The organism is Pseudomonas putida group bacterium ESBL64 (genome assembly GCF_045277175.1).
Taxonomy (GTDB): Bacteria; Pseudomonadota; Gammaproteobacteria; order Pseudomonadales; family Pseudomonadaceae; genus Aquipseudomonas; species Aquipseudomonas alloputida.
On the sequence record NZ_CP145799.1, the window covers coordinates 4,150,451 to 4,168,663 of the forward strand.

Below are 18,213 nucleotides of genomic sequence, written 5' to 3' on the forward strand. Positions count from 1 at the left end.
TCTTCCTTGAATGTGAACCTCCCTGTGAAAGGTAGCGGTTGGAGCGGGGATGGCAGAAGACCGATGGTTTCTGGATATGGCAGATACTGATACCTGGCTGTGGAGGCCTGTTCGCGGGCTCGCCCGCTCCCACAGGTACCGCGCAGGTCTCAAATAGTGCGCTCTCTCTGTGGGAGCGGGCGTGCCCGCGAAGAGGCCCCCACAGGCACCAAAAATGCCAGCATGGCCCCCGCCAGTGATGTTTATCGAACCCTGAACTACGCTCACAGTCGCATCCCACAAATCATTTGTGCGCAAGCAAGGAGCCAGCATGGCGTTGATGCGTCCGCTGTCGGTCATCTGTCTGGTGTTGTTGTACATGCTCACCGGCTGTAGCAAGGAAGAGGTCCCCAAGACGCTGCCTCGGGTGGGGGTGCAGCAGGTACAACCCACCGATTTCGCTGCCAGGGTCACCCTGACCGGCGACGTACAGGCACGGGTGCAGACCGATTTGTCATTCCGCGTCGGCGGCAAGATCATTTCGCGTAGCGTCGACGTAGGCGATCACGTCAAGGCCAACCAGGTGCTGGCCCGGCTTGACCCGAAAGACCTGCAGAACAATGTCGACTCGGCCAAGGCCGAGGTATTCGCCGCGCAGGCGCGGGTCACCCAGACCAGTGCGGCCTTCGTGCGCCAGCAAAAACTGCTGCCCAAGGGCTACACCAGCCAGAGCGAGTACGATGCTGCCGAGGCCGCGCTGCGCAGCAATCAGAGCGCACTCAAGGCCGCCCAGGCGCAACTGGCCAATGCCAACGAGCAACTCAGCTACACCGCACTGGTCTCCGAGGCCGCCGGGGTGATCACCGAGCGTCAGGCCGAGGTCGGCCAGGTGGTGCAGGCGACCATGCCGATCTTCAGCCTGGCCGTCGATGGCGACCGCGATGCGGTGTTCAACGTCTACGAGTCGCTGCTGGTGGCGCCGCCCAGCGATGCCGGGGTAGTCGTGAGCCTGCTGGACGATCCCAAGGTCCAGGCCCGTGGCTTCGTGCGCGAAATAACCCCCACCGTGTCGGCGCAAAGCGGCACCGTGCAGGTCAAGGTGGGGCTCAAGGACGTGCCGCCCGGGATGCAATTGGGGGCACCGGTTACTGCCACCACCAATGCCCAGGGCCGGCCCAGCATCGAGCTGCCGTGGTCGGCGCTGACCAAGGCCTTGCATGAGCCTGCCGTGTGGGTGGTGGGCGAGGGCGACAAGGTGGAACTGCGCAAAGTCAAAATCCGCCGTTACCTCACCGGCAAGATCGTGGTCGCCAGCGGCCTGAAAGCCGGCGAGACCGTAGTGGTCAATGGCGGCCAGTTGCTGCACCCCGGCATGCAGGTACAGAAGGTCGACGCCAAGGGCCCAGGGGGTGAGCTATGAAGCGTCTGCTGCTGATGCTGTCGGCCGGGGTGCTGCTGGTCGGTTGCAGTAGCGAAGAAGAGGCACCAGAGGCGATCCGGCCAGTGCTGTCGGTCAAGGTCGAACCCCAGGTGCAGTCGCAGCTGGGCCGCTTCGCCGGCAGTATCCAGGCGCGCTTCGAAAGCACCTTGGGCTTCCGGGTTTCCGGGCGCATTGCCCGGCGCTGGCTGGACGTGGGCGCCCAGGTGAAACCGGGTGACACCTTGGCCACCCTGGACCCCACCGACCAGCAGAACCAGCTGCGCGCCGCCGAAGGCGATCTGGCCAAGGTGCAGGCACAGTGGATCAACGCCCAGGCCGATGCCCGTCGCCAGCAGCAGCTGTATGACCGTGGGGTAGGCGCCCAGGCACAGCTGGATATTGCCCAGACCAACCTGAAAACCACCAGCGCGGCGTTGGAGCAGGCGCGCTCCGCCGTCAGCCAGGCCCGCGACCAGCTCGACTACAGCACCCTGCGTACCGACCACGCTGCCGTGATTACCGCGTGGCAGGCCGAAGCCGGGCAAACCGTTACCGCCGGGCAAGCCGTGGTGACCCTGGCCCGGCCGGACGTGAAGGAAGCGGTAATCGACCTGCCGATCGATCTGGCCGAGCAGTTGAGCAAAGGCCTGACCTTCACCGTTGCTTCGCAACTGGACCCGACCATCAACACCACGGCCAGCCTGCGCGAACTGGAGCCCCAGGCCGATGCCACCACCCGGACCCGCCGTGCTCGCCTGACCCTGGCCAGCACACCGGCGGCCTTTCACCTTGGCACCGCCATCAGTGTGACCCTTAGCTCGGAAGTGTCCCCGCGCAGCGAACTGCCCTTGAGTGCCTTGCTCGAGCGCGACGGCAAGACCCAGGTGTGGGTGATCGATACGCAGCACAAGACCGTGGCCACCCGTGACGTGGCGCTGATCGACCGCACCGATGACAGCATCGTACTGAGCGCCGGCGTGCAGCCCGGTGAGCGTGTGGTCACTGCCGGCGTCAACAGCCTCAAGCCTGGCCAGAAGGTCATCTTCGACGAGGATGCGCAATGAAAGGAAGCTTCAACCTGTCCGACTGGGCGCTCAAGCATCAATCGTTCGTCTGGTACCTGATGTTCGTTGGCCTGTTGATGGGGATTTTTTCCTACTTCAACCTGGGCCGTGAGGAAGACCCGTCGTTCACCATCAAGACCATGGTCATCCAGACCCGCTGGCCCGGTGCAACCCAGGACGAAACCCTCTACCAGGTCACCGACCGTATCGAGAAGAAGCTCGAGGAACTCGATTCACTCGACTACACCAAAAGCTACACCCGCCCCGGCGAGTCCACGGTCTACGTGTACCTTCGCGACACCACCAAGGCCAAGGACATCCCGGAAATCTGGTACCAGGTGCGCAAGAAGATCCAGGACATTCGTGGCGAATTTCCTGCCGGTATCCAGGGGCCGGGCTTCAACGACGAATTCGGTGATGTATTCGGTTCGATCTATGCCTTTACCGCCGACGGCCTGACGCTGCGCCAACTGCGGGACTACGTGGAACAGGCAAGGGCCGAGGTCCGCGATGTACCCAACATCGGCAAGATCGAGCTGGTCGGTACCCAGGACGAAGTGCTTTACCTGAACTTCTCCACCCGCAAGCTGGCTGCCCTGGGCATTGACCAGCGCCAGGTAATGCAGGCACTTCAAGCGCAGAATGCGGTGACGCCGGCCGGCATGATCGAGGCCGGCCCGGAGCGCATCTCGGTGCGCACGTCCGGGCAGTTTGCCTCGGAAAAAGACCTGCAATCCGTCAACTTGAGGATCAACGACCGCTTCTTCCGCCTGGCTGATATCGCCGACATCGAGCGCGGCTATGTCGACCCACCCTCGCCAATGTTCCGTTACAACGGCCAGACAGCCCTTGGCCTGGCCATCGGCATGAAGGCCGGCGGCAACATCCAGGTGTTCGGTGCGGCGTTGAAAAAGCGCATGGACCAGGTGGTCCAGGACCTGCCGGTGGGTGTCGGTGTACACACCGTTTCTGACCAGGCCGTGGTGGTCAAGCAGGCGGTCGGCGGTTTCACCAGCGCGCTGTTCGAGGCGGTGGTGATCGTGCTGGCCGTGAGCTTTGTCAGTCTTGGCGTGCGCGCCGGGCTGGTGGTGGCCTGCTCGATCCCGCTGGTGCTGGCCATGGTGTTCGTGTTCATGGAGTACAGCGGCATCACCATGCAGCGTATTTCGCTGGGGGCGCTGATCATTGCGCTTGGCCTGCTGGTGGACGATGCGATGATTACCGTGGAGGTGATGGTCACGCGGCTGGAAATGGGTGAAAGCAAGGAGCAGGCGGCGACGTTCGCCTACACCTCCACAGCCTTCCCCATGCTTACCGGCACCTTGGTGACCGTGGCCGGGTTCGTGCCTATCGGCCTCAACGCCAGCTCTGCGGGTGAATACACCTTCACCCTGTTCGCGGTGATTGCCGTGGCCCTGATCGTGTCGTGGGTGGTGGCTGTGTTCTTCGCGCCGGTGCTTGGCGTGCATATTCTCAAAGGCGACAAGCTCAAGGCTCACGAGGCTGAGCCTGGCCGGGTCGGGCGGGCATTTGAAGGCGGGTTGCTGTGGTGCATGCGCAACCGCTGGTTGACCATCATCGGCACCGTGGTGCTGTTTGCCCTGGCGATCTTCTGCATGCGTTTTGTGCAGAACCAGTTTTTCCCGTCCTCGGACCGCCCGGAAATTCTCGTCGACCTCAACCTGCCGCAGAACGCCTCGATCGAGGAGACGCGCAAGGTGGTCGACCGCTTCGAGGCACGGATCAAGGACGACCCGGACCTGGTGCACTGGAGTACCTACATCGGCCAGGGCGCGATCCGCTTCTACCTGCCCCTCGATCAGCAGTTGCAGAACCCTTACTACGCGCAGCTGGTGATTGTCAGCAAGGGCTTCGAAGAGCGTGAGGCCATGATGGACCGCCTGCAGAAGATCCTGCACGAAGAGTTCGTCGGCGTCGGCACCAACGTGCAATCGCTGGAGATGGGCCCGCCGGTAGGCCGGCCGATCCAGTACCGGGTCAGCGGTGCCGACATCGACCAGGTGCGCAAACACGCCATCGAGCTGGCCACCTTGCTCGACCAGAACGAGCACATCGGCGAGATGATCTACGACTGGAACGAGCCGGGTAAGGTGCTGCGCGTGGAAATTGCCCAGGACAAGGCACGCCAGCTGGGGCTGTCGTCCGAAGATGTTGCCAATGTGATGAACAGCATCGTCAGTGGCGTGCAGATCACCCAGGTCAACGACAACATCTACCTGGTCGATGTGGTCGCGCGCGCCGAAGACAGCGAGCGTGGCTCGCCTGATACCCTGCAGAACCTGCAAATTCTCACCCCTAACGGCACGTCGATCCCGCTGCTGTCGTTCGCCACCGTGCGCTACGAACTGGAACAGCCGCTGGTGTGGCGCCGCGACCGCAAGCCGACCATCACCATCAAGGCCTCAGTCAATGGCGAGATCCAGCCCACTGACCTGGTGGCCCAGCTGAAGCCAAAAATTGACGAGTTCGCCAGCAAGCTGCCGGTCGGTTACGAAGTGGCCACGGGGGGTACGGTTGAAGAAAGCAGCAAGGCCCAGGGGCCGATCGCCAAGGTCATCCCACTGATGCTGTTCCTCATGGCGACCTTCCTGATGATCCAGTTGCACAGCGTGCAGAAGCTGTTCCTGGTGGTCAGCGTGGCGCCGCTGGGGCTGATTGGCGTGGTGTTGGCGCTGGTGCCTACGGGTACGCCGATGGGCTTTGTGGCGATCCTCGGCATCCTTGCGCTGGCGGGCATCATCATTCGTAACTCGGTGATCCTGGTGACCCAGATCGACGAGTTCGAAGCCCAGGGCCTGTCGCCGTGGGATGCGGTGGTGGAGGCCACCAACCATCGGCGCCGGCCGATCCTGCTGACCGCGGCGGCGGCGAGCCTGGGCATGATCCCGATTGCACGCGAGGTGTTCTGGGGCCCCATGGCCTACGCCATGATTGGCGGGATCATCGTGGCGACCTTGCTGACGCTGCTGTTCCTGCCGGCGCTGTACGTGGCCTGGTACAAGATCCGCGAGCCGCAGAAACACGCCTGAAGGCCCATATGGCCCCTTGTAGGAGCGGGTTTACCCGCGAATGCGATGGTGCATCGACCACCGTATTCGCGGGTAAACCCGCTCCTACAAGGGGCGTGTGCTTTTAAATGGTTATATAAAAATTCTTAAACAGTATTTTTAAGAATAATCCCGCCTCACTACTATTGCCCTCAAGCCAGGCGCAAATCCCCTTCAAACCTCTGCCCGGCGCCCTCACTCCAAGGAGAACGAGCATGAGTGCATCTCTGCGTAGCATCGACGGTCAGGACGAAGCCACCATCTTGCGTGAAATCCAGAGCGCCTTGCGCGACCTGCGTTTCGGTGCGGTGGAGATCACCGTGCACAACGCTCAGGTCGTACAGATCGAGCGCAAGGAGAAGTTCCGCCTGCAACAGCCCGGCAACAAGCCCGGCTGATCGGCGCCACAACATCCAAAACTAGAAAAATGCCAATCGGGAGCTTCACCATGTCCATCCGCCGTTATGCGCTCGCCGCCCTGGCCAGTGCTGTTTTTGCCGGTTCCGCCATCGCCAAGGACTACGAACTGCTCAACGTGTCCTACGACCCGACCCGTGAGCTGTACCAGCAGTACAACGCTGAGTTCATCAAACACTGGCAACAGGCCCATCCGGGTGACAAGGTGAAAATCCAGCAATCCCATGGGGGGTCGGGCAAGCAGGCCCGTGCGGTGATCGACGGCCTGCGCGCTGACGTGGTGACCCTGGCCCTGGCCGGTGACATCGACGAAGTGGCCAAGCTTGGCAAGACACTGCCCGAGAACTGGCAGACCCGCCTGCCTGACGCCAGCACCCCGTACACCTCGACCATCGTGTTCCTGGTGCGCAAGGGCAACCCGAAAGGCATCAAGGACTGGGGCGACCTGATCAAGAAGGACGTGTCGGTCATCACTCCGAACCCGAAAACCTCCGGCGGTGCGCGCTGGAACTTCCTCGCAGCATGGGCGTACGGCCTGAAGGCCGGCGGTAGCGAAGAGAAGGCCAAGGCCTATGTGCAGGAACTGTTCAAGCATGTACCGGTGCTGGATACCGGCGCCCGTGGTTCGACCATTACCTTCGTCAACAATGGCCAGGGCGACGTGTTGCTGGCCTGGGAAAACGAGGCCTTCCTGGCCCTGAAGGAAGACGGGGGTGCCGACAAGTTCGACATCGTCGTGCCGTCGCTGTCGATCCTGGCCGAGCCGCCAGTGGCCGTGGTCGACAAGAACGCCGAGAAGAAGGGCAATACCGAGATTGCCACCGAATACCTCAAGCACCTGTACAGCCCGGCCGGGCAGAAGATTGCCGCCGAGAACTTCTACCGCCCGCGTGACGAGAAAGTCGCTGCGGAGTTCGGCAAGCAGTTCCCGAAACTGGACCTGGTGACCATCGACAAGGACTTTGGTGGGTGGAAGACTGCACAACCGAAATTCTTCAATGATGGCGGTGTGTTCGACCAGATCTATCAGGCACAGTAAGGGCCAAAGGAACGCGGGGCAGCGTTACGGCCCATTCGCGGCACAAGGCCGCCCCCACAAGGAACCATAGTCCCCTGTGGGAGCGGCCTTGTGTCGCGAATGGGCTGCCAAGCAGCCCCAGGATACAAAAGCTTGCACCGGCCCGGGATTGTTTCCGGGCTTAGTGCGTTCAACCAGGGATATTTATGTCGCGTCGCATCTCCCCCGTCATACCCGGCTTCGGGCTGACGCTGGGCTACACCTTGGTGTACCTCAGCCTGATCGTGCTGATACCGCTGGCGGCCATGTTCATCCATGCCTCGCAGCTGACCTTCGAGCAGTTCTGGACCATCATCAGTGCGCCGCGGGTGATCGCTGCGCTCAAGCTGAGCTTCGGCACTGCCCTGTTCGCCGCCATCATCAACGGTGTGATCGGTACCCTGCTGGCTTGGGTGCTGGTGCGTTACACCTTCCCTGGGCGCAAGATCATCGATGCGATGATCGACCTGCCGTTCGCCTTGCCGACCGCGGTTGCCGGTATCGCCCTGACTGCCCTGTACGCGCCGCAGGGCTGGGTCGGCCAGTTCGCCACCGACCTGGGCTTCAAGATCGCCTACACCCCGCTGGGCATCACCCTGGCACTGACCTTCGTGACCCTGCCGTTCGTGGTGCGCACGGTGCAGCCGGTACTGGCCGACATCCCGCGTGAAGTGGAAGAGGCCGCAGCCTGCCTGGGGGCCAAGCCATTGCAGGTGTTCCGCCACATCCTGGCACCGGCCCTGCTGCCGGCATGGCTCACCGGCTTTGCCCTGGCCTTCGCCCGTGGCGTGGGCGAGTATGGTTCGGTGATCTTCATTGCTGGCAACATGCCGATGAAGACCGAGATCCTGCCGCTGCTGATCATGGTCAAGCTCGACCAGTACGACTACACCGGCGCGACCGCCATCGGCGTGTTGATGCTGGTGGTTTCCTTCATCCTGCTGCTGCTGATCAACCTGCTGCAGCGCCGCATCGAAACCCCTTGAAGGAGGCCGGCATGTCCAGTTCATCCCTGAGTGCAAGTGCCGCAGCCAACGCCGCCCGCCGTGGCAGCGCCACGTCACGGCGTATCCTGATCGGCCTTGGCTGGCTGGTGTTCGCCCTGTTCCTGCTGCTGCCGCTGGTGATCGTGGTATCGCAGGCGCTGAAGAACGGTTTTGGCACCTTCTTCGAGGCGATCTTCGAACCCGATGCGTTGTCGGCGCTGAAGCTGACCCTGCTCGCCGTGGTTATCTCGGTGCCGCTGAACCTGGTATTTGGCGTAAGCGCTGCCTGGTGCGTGAGCAAGTACACCTTCCGTGGCAAGAGCATCCTGGTCACCCTGATCGACCTGCCGTTCTCGGTGTCACCCGTGATCGCCGGCCTGGTCTACGTGCTGATGTTCGGCGCGCAGGGCCTGTTCGGTCCGTGGCTGCAGGACCACGATATCCAGATCGTGTTCGCCCTGCCGGGCATTGTCCTGGCGACCATTTTCGTTACCGTACCGTTCGTGGCCCGTGAGCTGATCCCGCTGATGCAGGAGCAAGGCACGCAGGAGGAGGAGGCTGCACGGCTGCTCGGTGCCAACGGCTGGCAGATGTTCTGGCACGTGACCCTGCCGAACATCAAATGGGGGCTGATCTACGGCGTGGTGCTGTGTACCGCGCGGGCCATGGGCGAGTTCGGTGCGGTGTCGGTGGTGTCGGGCCACATCCGTGGCGTGACCAACACCTTGCCGCTGCATGTGGAGATTCTCTACAACGAGTACAACCACGTCGCAGCCTTCAGCGTGGCCAGCCTGTTGCTGATCCTGGCGCTCTTCATCCTGCTGCTCAAGCAGTGGAGCGAGAACCGTATTAACCGCCTGCGCCATAGCGCCGCGGAGGAATGATTCATGTCGATCGAAGTTCGTAACGTCAGCAAGCGCTTCAACAGCTTCCAGGCCCTGAACGCAATCAACCTGGACATCAACAGCGGCGAGCTGGTGGCTCTGCTCGGCCCGTCCGGCTGTGGCAAAACCACCCTGCTGCGCATCATTGCCGGCCTGGAAACCCCGGACCAGGGCAACATCGTGTTCCATGGCGAGGACGTTTCCGGCCATGACGTGCGTGACCGTAACGTCGGGTTCGTGTTCCAGCACTACGCGCTGTTCCGCCACATGAGCGTGTTCGACAACGTTGCTTTCGGCCTGCGCATGAAGCCCAAGGGCGAGCGCCCAAGCGAGAGCAAGATTGCCGAGAAGGTGCATGAGCTGCTGAACATGGTGCAACTGGACTGGCTGTCCGACCGCTACCCCGAGCAGCTTTCCGGTGGCCAGCGTCAGCGTATCGCCCTGGCCCGTGCCCTGGCGGTGGAGCCGAAGGTGCTGCTGCTGGACGAGCCATTCGGTGCGCTGGATGCCAAGGTGCGAAAAGAGCTGCGGCGCTGGCTGGCGCGGCTGCACGAGGATATCAACCTGACGTCGGTGTTCGTTACCCACGACCAGGAAGAAGCCATGGAAGTAGCCGACCGCATCGTGGTCATGAACAAGGGCGTGATCGAGCAGATCGGCTCGCCGGGTGAGGTGTACGATCAGCCGGCCAACGATTTCGTCTATCACTTCCTCGGTGACTCCAACCGCCTGGCCTTGAGCGAAGGGCATCACGTGCTGTTTCGCCCGCACGAGGTGTCGCTGTCGCGGCATGAGACCGAAGGGCACCATGCGGCCGAGGTGCGCGACATTCGGCCGTTGGGCGCGACCACGCGGGTGACCTTGAAGGTGGAAGGGCAGAGCGAGCTGATCGAGGCCGAGGTGGTGAAAGACCATGACAGCCTGACCGGGCTGGCGCGGGGAGAGACGTTGTTCTTCCGGCCGAAGGTATGGCAGAAGGTGGCGGATATCTGAGTCGCACAAGGAAAAGAGAGCCCGGGCATGGTCCCGGGTTTTTCTTGCCTGAACGTTTGACAGGGCAGCTTTACAGCCTTTTACAAGCGAGTGGCGGTAGCGCACTTGTTATGCCCTATGGGTATTAATAAATATCTTCTTATTCCTTTACGAATATTTCGCCCTCCCTATACTTGTCTCCAAGCACGCAAACTTACTGGAGGCGTCCCCATGCGCAATGAGTCGATTCGCTACCTGATTGTGCCGGGTTGGCAAGGATCGCCAGACAACCATTGGCAGAGTCACTGGCAGCGCACCCTGCCCAACAGTGCACGGGTTGAACAGCAAGACTGGCTCACCCCGCAGCGGCAGGACTGGGTGCACGCGCTGGAGCAGGCGATTGCCGCCGAGCGCTCGCCGGTGATCCTGATTGCCCACAGCCTTGGTTGCATCACTGTCGCCCATTGGGCAGCGCAGGCAAGCCCAGCCTTGCTGCGGCAGGTGCGTGGTGCACTGCTGGTGGCGCCGGCAGATGTCGAACGGCCCACTTGTGCACCCGTGCTGCGCAACTTTGCGCCGATCCCTACCGAGGTGCTGCCGTTCCCTAGCCAGGTCGTCAGCTCGGACAACGACCCGGCCGTGAACGTGCCACGGGCGCTGTACCTGGCCCAGGCATGGGGCGCCGAAGCGGGTTTGCTGAGCAATGCCGGGCACATCAACGTCAAGTCCGGTCATGAGCGCTGGGAACAAGGCTTCGCCTACCTGTATCGCTTGCAGAGCCGGATCGAGCAGCGCGCACTGCGCCGCGCCTGATCGCCCTTACTGTTCACCCTTTGCCTGACGCCTGGCCATTACGGGCCTGGGGCGGGAGTTCGTCATGACGTTTCAAAACCCGTTCGGCCAGCCGCTGCTGACCTTCCCCGAGCTGGACAAGAGCCCGCTGAGCATTCGTGCCAAGGCGCTGGTGTTCATCGACCCGCGCTCGCAGCAGCTGCGCGAGGACCTTGAGCGCCTGGCGCCACAACCTTTGCCGGTGCTGATCCGAGGCGAGACCGGCACCGGCAAGGAGCTGCTGGCTCGGCAGATCCACCGTACCAGCGACCGTGGAGGGTTGTTCGTGTCGGTCAACTGCGCGGCCATCAGCCCCACCTACGCCGATGCCGAGCTGTTTGGCTATAGCGCGGGCACCCATGGCGGTACGGCCAGCAGCCGCGCCGGCTGGTTCGGTTCGGCCAGCGGCGGCACCTTGTACCTGGACGAGATTGCCGACTTGCCGTTGGCCATCCAAGGCAAGCTGCTGGCGGCCCTGGAAAACCGCGAGGTCACTCGGGTGGGCGCGCAGCAGCCACAGCCGGTGGATGTGCGTCTGGTAGCCGCCACCAGCATCGACCTGGCCCGTGTAGTACGTGCAGGGCGCTTCAACGAGCGCCTGTACCAGTATCTGCGCGAGGGCGCGCTGGAACTGCCGCCGCTGCGCGAGCGGCCGGGCGATATCCTGCCGCTGGCCGAGTACTTCGTGGGCATCTACAGCGTGCGCCTGCAACGGCCTGTGCCCTTGGTGAGCGAGGCGGCGCAGCGGGTGTTGGAGGCGCATTTCTGGCCGGGCAATACCCGCGAACTGGAGAACGTCATCCACTTTGCCTTGCTGGTCAATGACGGCGAAGAGATCCTGCCAGAAGACCTCGAACTGCCTGACCCCGCGCGTTAGACATCGCTCATGGGTAAAGAGGCTGATGGTATTGTGTTTTTGGAATAAGCAGCTAAGTAAAAGATATTGTTGCGGAATAAAAAATTTGGGTATCGTCCGCCTCAAGCCCACTGGTGAACCGGTTGGGCACCCGATTTGCCATCGTCGATGGCCCAGATTCAGAACAAGGACCACCATGAAGAAGACCCTGCTGACCACTGCCCTGGCTGCTGCCCTGTCGTTCTCCGGCCTGGCCGCTGCTGCCGAGAAACTGGTGGTTGCCGCTACCCCGGTACCGCACGCCGAAATTCTCGAACTGATCAAGCCGACCCTGGCAAAAGAAGGCGTGGACCTTCAGATCAAGGTCTTCACCGATTACGTACAGCCGAACGTGCAGGTGGACCAGAAGCGTCTGGACGCCAACTACTTCCAGACCCTGCCGTACTTGAAGAGCTTCAACGAAGGCAAGGGCACCCACCTGGAAACCGTGATCGGTGTGCACGTCGAGCCGTTCGGTGGTTACTCGAAGAAGATCAAGAACCTGTCCGAGCTGAAGGAGGGCGCCACCGTTGCCATCCCTAACGAAGGCAGCAACAGCGGCCGCGCCCTGATCCTGCTGCAGAAGGCTGGCCTGATCACCCTGAAAGACCCGAAAAACGCCCTGGCCACGCCAAAGGACATTGCCGAGAACCCGAAGAAGCTGAAGTTCCGCGAGCTTGAATCGGCCATGCTGCCGCGTGTGCTGGACCAGGTCGACCTGGACATGATTAACACCAACTACGCCCTGGAAGCCGGCCTGAACCCGGCCAAGGACGCGCTGGTGATCGAAGGTGCCGACTCGCCGTACGTGAACTTCCTGGTTGCCCGCCCGGACAACAAGGACAGCGAAGCCATCCAGAAACTGGCCAAGGCCCTGACCAGCCCTGAAGTGAAGGAATTCATTGCCAAGAAGTACCAAGGTGCCGTACTGCCGGCGTTCTGATTTCGCTTGCAACCCCGGTATGCGCCAACGCCGACACCTTTAGTGTCGGCGTTTTTTTTTTGCCCTGCACGGGCAGGCACACGCAGCATCTGTAGAGACAGCCTTGTGCTGCGAACGGGCTGCAAAGCAGCCCCTTACCTTGGGGGTACCAGCCGTAAGGTAGTCTGCGCCGGGATTACCCCCATCTGCGCCCGCTGATACTGCCCCTGCACATACCCCTCAGCCTGGTCCGCGTAATGCCGGTCAAACGGCACGCCACTCTGCCCGACCGGGTTGATGGTCAGGGCCTGCCCGGCATCGGCAAAGTCGATCAGCCGCCGCGTCGACGGCCCATAGGTTACCGGCCATGGCGCAGCGCTGATCTTCGCCGAAAGGTTGTTCGGCACTTCGTGGGTACCAGGTGCGGCGAACGGCCCAACGTTGAACAGCAGGTTCAGCGGCTTTTTCACCCCAAGCGGATGGTTGTGGGTCAGGGTATGGGCCTTGCCCCATTGCCAGCTGGTCGGATCACTGCCCAGGGTGTCGCGCAGGTGCTTCAAGCTGCTTTGCCACGCTGTGCGCACGACGGTGGTACGGTCCGTTCGCTGGCTGCCACCACGGGTGTTCCACCAGGGTGAATCGGCTTGTGCTGCCAGGCGTGGCAGGGCGGCGTCGATGGCGCGGGTGCTGATCAGCACCGGGAACCAGGTATCGCCCAGCTCGTCATGCAGGGCCGCGAATGCCAGTTCATAAAGGAATTGGTTGAACAGCGTGGCGCTGGTCGAGTCGAGCGGGTAGTCCCCAGCCCAAGCCGCCAGTTGCTCGACCAGCTCTTGCTCTTCATCACCTTCTGCCACCGCCCGCAGGGTTGCCAGAAGCGGGGCAAGCGTGCGCGGGCCATAGTCACTGGCGGTGTCCAACTGCAGGGCCTGGCTGTTTTGGGTGTCCCATTTCACCTCTGGGTTGGCCAGGTGGTGATCGAGCTGGCGGCCACGGTCGGGCAGGTTGTAGTAACCCGGTATCGGCACCGCCGCCGGTGGCTGGTGGTTGGCCGAGACGATATAGCCGCGGGCCGGGTTTTCCTGTTGTGGGTTGACGCTGAAGGGGTAGAAACCGAGCTTGTCGGCCTGTGCGCGGGTGCCGTCGAGGATGAACGCCGGGTCGACCCCGTCGGGGCGGATTGGCAGCTTTGCCGCCGCCCACCAGCCGATGTCGCCACGGGCATTGGCCCAGACAAGGTTGAGCCCGGGCGCGTGAACCTTGGCGGCGGCCTCGCGCATCTTGCCCAAGGTATCGGCGCGGTTGAGCTGGTAGAAGCCGTCGAGGATCGGGTTTTCGGTTTCTAGGAATGCCCACCACATGGCGATTGGCGTGGGGCCAGTGGTGCTGCCCAGTACGTCGTTGACGATCGGGCCATGGGGCGAGCGGCGCAGGCTGATGGTGACCGGCTGCTCGCCTTTGACGGCAATCGTCTGCTCGGTCTTTTCCAGTGTGCGCCACTGGCCATCGACCATCACCTGATCGGCGTTGGCAGGGTTGGTCTTTTCGGCGATCAGGTCGACGTCATCGTTCTGGAACATGGTCAGGCTCCAGCCAAAATCACGGTTGTGGCCGAGCAGAGCGAACGGGTTGAGTGCCTGGAAATAGCCGTAGAGATTGAAACCGGGCGCTGACAGTTCGGCCTCGTACCACACCGCAGGTACGGCGAAGCTGATGTGCGGGTCGCCAGCCAGCAACGGCTTGCCACTGCGGGTGCGGCTACCCGCGACCGCCCAGGCGTTGCTGCCTTCGAACTGCGGGATGCCGGCGTCGCCCAGTGCCTCATTGCTTAAGCGCGCAAGTGCTTCCAGGCTTTGCCAGTCGGCAGCGGCCAGTGGCGTGCCCAGTGCGCCCTCGGGTTGCCAGCCAAGGTCGAATATTTTCAGGTAGTCAGGCCCCAGCTGGTCGCGGATGTAGGTCAGCGCTGGCTCGGTGCGGAACGCGGCGGCAAAACTGTAGGCCAGGTAGCCGGCGATGCTCAGCGTGTCCTCGGCGGTGAACGGGCGCGGGGTGATGCCGAGCAGGTCGAATTCCGTGGGCTTGGGGTGGCTGGCCTGCCAACTGTTGACCCCCTCGAGGTAGGCTTGCAGGGCCTGCCATGCCGGCGCCTGCGGATCCTGCCGCTTGGCCATCAGCGCGGCCTGCTCGCGTATGCGCAGGCTGCGGAACAGGGTATCGGTGGGCAGCAGCTTGTCGCCGAGCACCTCAGCCAGTTCGCCACGGGCCAGGCGGCGCAAAATCTCCATCTGGAACAGCCGGTCCTGGGCATGCACGTAGCCCAGTGCACGGTAAAGGTCCGGCTCGCTCTGTGCCTGCAGGTGTGGCACGCCGCGGGCGTCGTAGCGCACGCTGACCGGTGCTTGCAGGCCGGTAATGGCGACCTCGCCCTCGCGCTGCGGCAGCTTCCCCTGCACGTACCAGTAACCGGCGGCGCCAGCGGAAACGGTGACTACCACCGCCAGCAGGGTCAGGCTGCGCTTCATTCAGACTCCTTGTGCATTCAAACGAAAAATGTGGTCCGATCATCGGTGGATTCGCGAACAGAGCATAGCCCCAGGAAGGAGTTTCCATGTCCCTCAGCGAAAAACACAAAATGCTCACCGGCCAGCTCTACCATGCTGGCTGCCCTGAACTGCAGGCCGAGCAGATCGCCAACAAGCACTGGATGCACCGCTACAACAACAGTGTCGAACTGCTCAACGACGCACGCCACGGGCTGCTTATGGAGCACTTTGGCCAGGTTGGCGAAGGCGCGGTGATTCGCCCGCCGTTCTATTGCGACTACGGCTACAACATCAGCGTCGGCCGTAATACGTTCATGAACTTCAACTGCGTGATCCTCGACGTGGTGCCGGTGCGTATCGGCGAGGACTGCCAGATCGGCCCCAACGTGCAGATCTATACCGCCGACCATCCGCTCGATCCTGAAGTGCGGCGCAGCGGGCTGGAGAGTGGGCGGACGGTGACCATCGGCGACAACGTGTGGATCGGCGGTGCGGCGATCATCCTGCCGGGGGTGACCATCGGTGATAACGCCATCGTCGGCGCCGGCAGTGTGGTGACCCGGGATGTGCCCGCGGGCGCGACGGTGGTGGGTAACCCGGCGAGGGTCCGTCAGCCCGACCAAGGGCAGTAGCAGCCTACCGCCAGGGTATTGGAGGCGTTGACCGGGCGGCCGTCGAGCAAAGCCTTGAGGATTGGCTCGATGAAGCTGTTGCTGGCGTTGCACACGGCGCCTTCGCTGTAGGGGCCAAAATAAGCCAGGCGGCCTTGCCGGTCCCAGATGGCCACGGCCGGGGACGCAGGCAGGTGCTCGCTGCCGGGCAGGTGGGTGATGGGTTGCAAGCTACCGATATTGGCCGGTAGCTGGCCGTGGCTGCCGGGCTTTTGCAGCACATGGAAGGTAACGTCGTGGCCAGCGAACTGGCTGATAAGGTCGCCCAGGTGCTGTTGGTTGCCAACGTTGCATGGGCAGGCCGGGTCCCAGAAATGCACGACGCGGATCGGGCCAGCACCGGCCAGCTCTGCAGGTAACTGTAACTGGCTGCCGTCGAACAGCGTGGCCTGGTTGTCGAACGGGCGCAGGTAGCGAGCCTGAAAGGCGCTGTAGGCCTGCCAGAGAATTACGGCGCCGACCAACAAGGCGATGACCGTGCACAGCGGTTTGATGATTCGGCTATTCATGAAGAGTCGGTGGCCCTTGTGGGAGCAACTGTCTTGCTCAATTTCTAAAAGCTGGCGCGATCCCTGTGGGAGCGGCCTTGCGTCGCGAAAGGGCCGCGCAGCGGCCCCAGGATCTCGGCATCATGCACAGATCGCTGGGGCCGCTTTGCGGCCCGCTCGCGACACAAGGCCGCTCCCACAATTAGTTCGGTGCTGGTTGTTCGAGGTGAGCAAGCTTGCCATGGCGCCGGCCAAAGCTGAAGATTCCAGATCAATACTTGCATCAATGTGGATGTACCCGATGCCCCCTGCCTTTCACCCCGACCGCCTGCGCACCAGCCTGGCGCCGTTCACCACTCGCCAGCCACTGTCGGCACAAGCGCAGGACTACCAGCGCTTCTATGGCCTGAACCTGCCGGCACACAGCTGGCTGGGCAGCTTTCAGGCAGCGGGGTTCGACCTGGTCGGGCAGGCATGGCTGCCCGAGCAGCCAAGCGCGACGCTGTTCCTGCTGCACGGCTATTACGACCACATGGGCCTCTACCGACATGTGATCGAGTGGGCACTCAAGCAGGGTTTCGCCGTGATCAGCTGTGACCTGCCCGGCCACGGCCTGTCCAGCGGTGAGCGGGCCAGCATCAATGATTTTGCGGTGTACCAGCAGGTGCTGGAGGCCTTGTTCGAACAGGCGCACACGCTGCAACTGCCGCACCCGTGGCACCTTTGTGGGCAGAGCACGGGGGGGGCGATTGCCGTGGACCATCTGCTGCACCAGGGCGCACGCAGCCCCGTCGATGGCCAGGTCATCCTGCTGGCCCCGCTGGTGCGGCCAAGTTCCTGGCGCTGGTCGAAGTTCAGTTATTGCGTGCTGCGCCACTTCGTCAATGGCATCGAACGGCGCTTCAGTGAGAACACCAACGACCCGGCCTTCCTGCCGTTCCTGGAGGCCGACCCGCTGCAACCGCGCCGCCTGCCAACGGCTTGGGTGGGCGCACTGATCGCCTGGGTCAAACGCATCGAGGCCGCGCCGCGCAGTGCGCGTCGGCCATTGATCGTGCAGGGGGAGGCGGATGGCACGGTGGACTGGCCCTACAACCTCGAAGTGCTCAAGGCCAAGTTTGCCGAGCCGCAGATCCTGATGCTGCCCGAGGCCCGTCACCACCTGGCCAACGAGTTGCCGGGTATCCGCCAGCGCTACTTCGACTTCATCGACCAGCGCCTGGGCTGATCACTTCAGGTCGTTGGTGCTTTGGCCAACCGCCAGGCCGGCGCGTACAGCGGCCAGGGCCGCCTGGTAGTAAGCCTTGCCCTCGGGCGACTCGGCAAAGGTGGCGAACGCTTCCAGCTCGGCATCGGACAGGTCGCGGTAGACGTACAGCAGGGTGTTGTTCAGGTCTTCGCCAATCTGCCCCATCAACCGCTGGCGCTGGCCATCCAGCAGGTTCTGGGCCTGGCCGCCGCCGAACAGGCCGGGGATCATCGAGCTGAGGCTGTCGGCGGCTACACCGGCGATGGCAAGGCTGACTTCGGCGCCGGCTTCACGCGCAGGCAGGGCTTGGGCCAGGTGGCCGATGACCAGCAGGCGATCGTCGCTGGCCTGGATCTTGGGCAGGCCTTTGGCGTTCTTGGCCAGTTCGTCCTTGCGGGTGGCCTTGAGCTCGGCCGCCACCACTTTGCGCCCTAGCGGTGACTGGAAGAAGGCCAGGGCCGGTGCCGGGTTGGCCAGGGTGGCGCGCAGCTTTGCCTGGGCGCGACGGTCCACCGCCTGGGCCTGGAAGCGCTGGTTGCTGTTGTTGACCAGCGCCTGGTAGACGGCGGGTGGCAAACTGTTGCGGTAGCGCTCCTGGGCAGCGGTCAGGGCATCGTTGAAGTGGGCGCGCTGGTCGGGCCAGCCGGCGGCCTTGTACAGTTGATCCAGGTTGTCTGCCCAGACAGGCATGGTGCAGATCATCAGCAGAATCAGGGAAAACAGACGGCGCATTCAGGACTCCTGTCGGCAGGTGGCTATTGTCCTTG

Annotated in this window: 16 protein-coding genes; 13 read left to right on the plus strand and 3 right to left on the minus strand. The window is 62.9% G+C overall.

Going from position 1 to position 18,213, the window contains the following annotated elements; translation table 11 throughout:
* Positions 1-310 precede the first annotated feature (310 nt).
* The 11 genes from V6093_RS18910 to V6093_RS18960 all read left to right on the plus strand — a co-directional run bounded on the left by V6093_RS18910 (position 311) and on the right by V6093_RS18960 (position 12,516).
* Entirely contained in the window at positions 311-1,399 is a 1,089-nt protein-coding gene (locus V6093_RS18910) for an efflux RND transporter periplasmic adaptor subunit (protein WP_014861361.1), read from the plus strand.
* On the plus strand, positions 1,396-2,463 hold the full coding sequence (locus V6093_RS18915; RefSeq protein ID WP_012054039.1) for an efflux RND transporter periplasmic adaptor subunit: 1,068 nt from the start codon (positions 1,396-1,398) through the stop codon (positions 2,461-2,463). Before V6093_RS18910 ends, V6093_RS18915 begins: the two co-directional genes overlap by 4 nt.
* Positions 2,460-5,513: an efflux RND transporter permease subunit gene (locus tag V6093_RS18920; protein ID WP_003248945.1), complete on the plus strand. Its 3,054-nt coding sequence runs from the start codon at positions 2,460-2,462 to the stop codon at positions 5,511-5,513. The genes V6093_RS18915 and V6093_RS18920 overlap by 4 nt, the downstream gene beginning before the upstream one ends.
* Positions 5,514-5,746: 233 nt before the next feature.
* Entirely contained in the window at positions 5,747-5,929 is a 183-nt protein-coding gene (gene oscA, locus V6093_RS18925; RefSeq protein WP_003248957.1) for a sulfur starvation response protein OscA, read from the plus strand.
* Positions 5,930-5,979: 50 nt separating this feature from the next.
* On the plus strand, positions 5,980-6,987 hold the full coding sequence (locus tag V6093_RS18930; RefSeq protein ID WP_003248959.1) for a sulfate ABC transporter substrate-binding protein: 1,008 nt from the start codon (positions 5,980-5,982) through the stop codon (positions 6,985-6,987).
* Positions 6,988-7,172: 185 nt separating this feature from the next.
* Entirely contained in the window at positions 7,173-7,991 is an 819-nt protein-coding gene (gene cysT, locus V6093_RS18935; protein ID WP_003248961.1) for a sulfate ABC transporter permease subunit CysT, read from the plus strand.
* 11 nt (positions 7,992-8,002) lie between these two features.
* Complete coding sequence (gene cysW, locus V6093_RS18940) at positions 8,003-8,875, plus strand: sulfate ABC transporter permease subunit CysW (protein ID WP_004575843.1); 873 nt, start codon at positions 8,003-8,005, stop codon at positions 8,873-8,875.
* A gap of 3 nt (positions 8,876-8,878) precedes the next feature.
* A complete protein-coding gene (locus V6093_RS18945; protein WP_003248965.1) occupies positions 8,879-9,868 on the plus strand; it encodes a sulfate/molybdate ABC transporter ATP-binding protein in 990 nt (329 codons plus the stop codon).
* A gap of 210 nt (positions 9,869-10,078) precedes the next feature.
* A complete protein-coding gene (locus V6093_RS18950) occupies positions 10,079-10,660 on the plus strand; it encodes an alpha/beta hydrolase (protein WP_010955697.1) in 582 nt (193 codons plus the stop codon).
* Positions 10,661-10,724: 64 nt separating this feature from the next.
* Complete coding sequence (locus V6093_RS18955) at positions 10,725-11,555, plus strand: sigma 54-interacting transcriptional regulator (RefSeq protein WP_004575844.1); 831 nt, start codon at positions 10,725-10,727, stop codon at positions 11,553-11,555.
* A gap of 175 nt (positions 11,556-11,730) precedes the next feature.
* Positions 11,731-12,516, plus strand: a complete 786-nt coding sequence (locus tag V6093_RS18960; RefSeq protein WP_016502129.1) for a MetQ/NlpA family ABC transporter substrate-binding protein — start codon at positions 11,731-11,733, stop codon at positions 12,514-12,516.
* Positions 12,517-12,650: 134 nt separating this feature from the next.
* On the opposite strand, the gene V6093_RS18965 is transcribed toward V6093_RS18960, so the two are convergent.
* Entirely contained in the window at positions 12,651-15,017 is a 2,367-nt protein-coding gene (locus V6093_RS18965; protein ID WP_108079016.1) for a penicillin acylase family protein, read from the minus strand.
* An 86-nt stretch (positions 15,018-15,103) separates the two neighbouring features.
* Between V6093_RS18965 and V6093_RS18970 the strand changes: the two genes are divergently transcribed.
* Positions 15,104-15,670, plus strand: coding sequence for a sugar O-acetyltransferase (locus V6093_RS18970; RefSeq protein ID WP_047603669.1), 567 nt, complete (start codon positions 15,104-15,106; stop codon positions 15,668-15,670).
* Here V6093_RS18970 and V6093_RS18975 read toward each other — a convergent pair.
* Entirely contained in the window at positions 15,649-16,218 is a 570-nt protein-coding gene (locus V6093_RS18975) for a DUF6436 domain-containing protein (protein ID WP_047603668.1), read from the minus strand. The two genes, V6093_RS18970 and V6093_RS18975, sit on opposite strands and share 22 nt — an antisense overlap.
* 280 nt (positions 16,219-16,498) lie before the next feature.
* On the opposite strand from V6093_RS18975, the gene V6093_RS18980 reads away from it, so the two are divergent.
* Positions 16,499-17,425, plus strand: coding sequence for an alpha/beta hydrolase (locus V6093_RS18980; RefSeq protein WP_047603667.1), 927 nt, complete (start codon positions 16,499-16,501; stop codon positions 17,423-17,425).
* On the opposite strand, the gene V6093_RS18985 is transcribed toward V6093_RS18980, so the two are convergent.
* Positions 17,426-18,178 carry a DUF2059 domain-containing protein gene (locus tag V6093_RS18985; protein WP_003248984.1) on the minus strand — a complete coding sequence of 251 codons (753 nt, stop codon included), beginning with the start codon at positions 18,176-18,178 and terminating at the stop codon, positions 17,426-17,428.
* Positions 18,179-18,213: the final 35 nt, after the last annotated feature.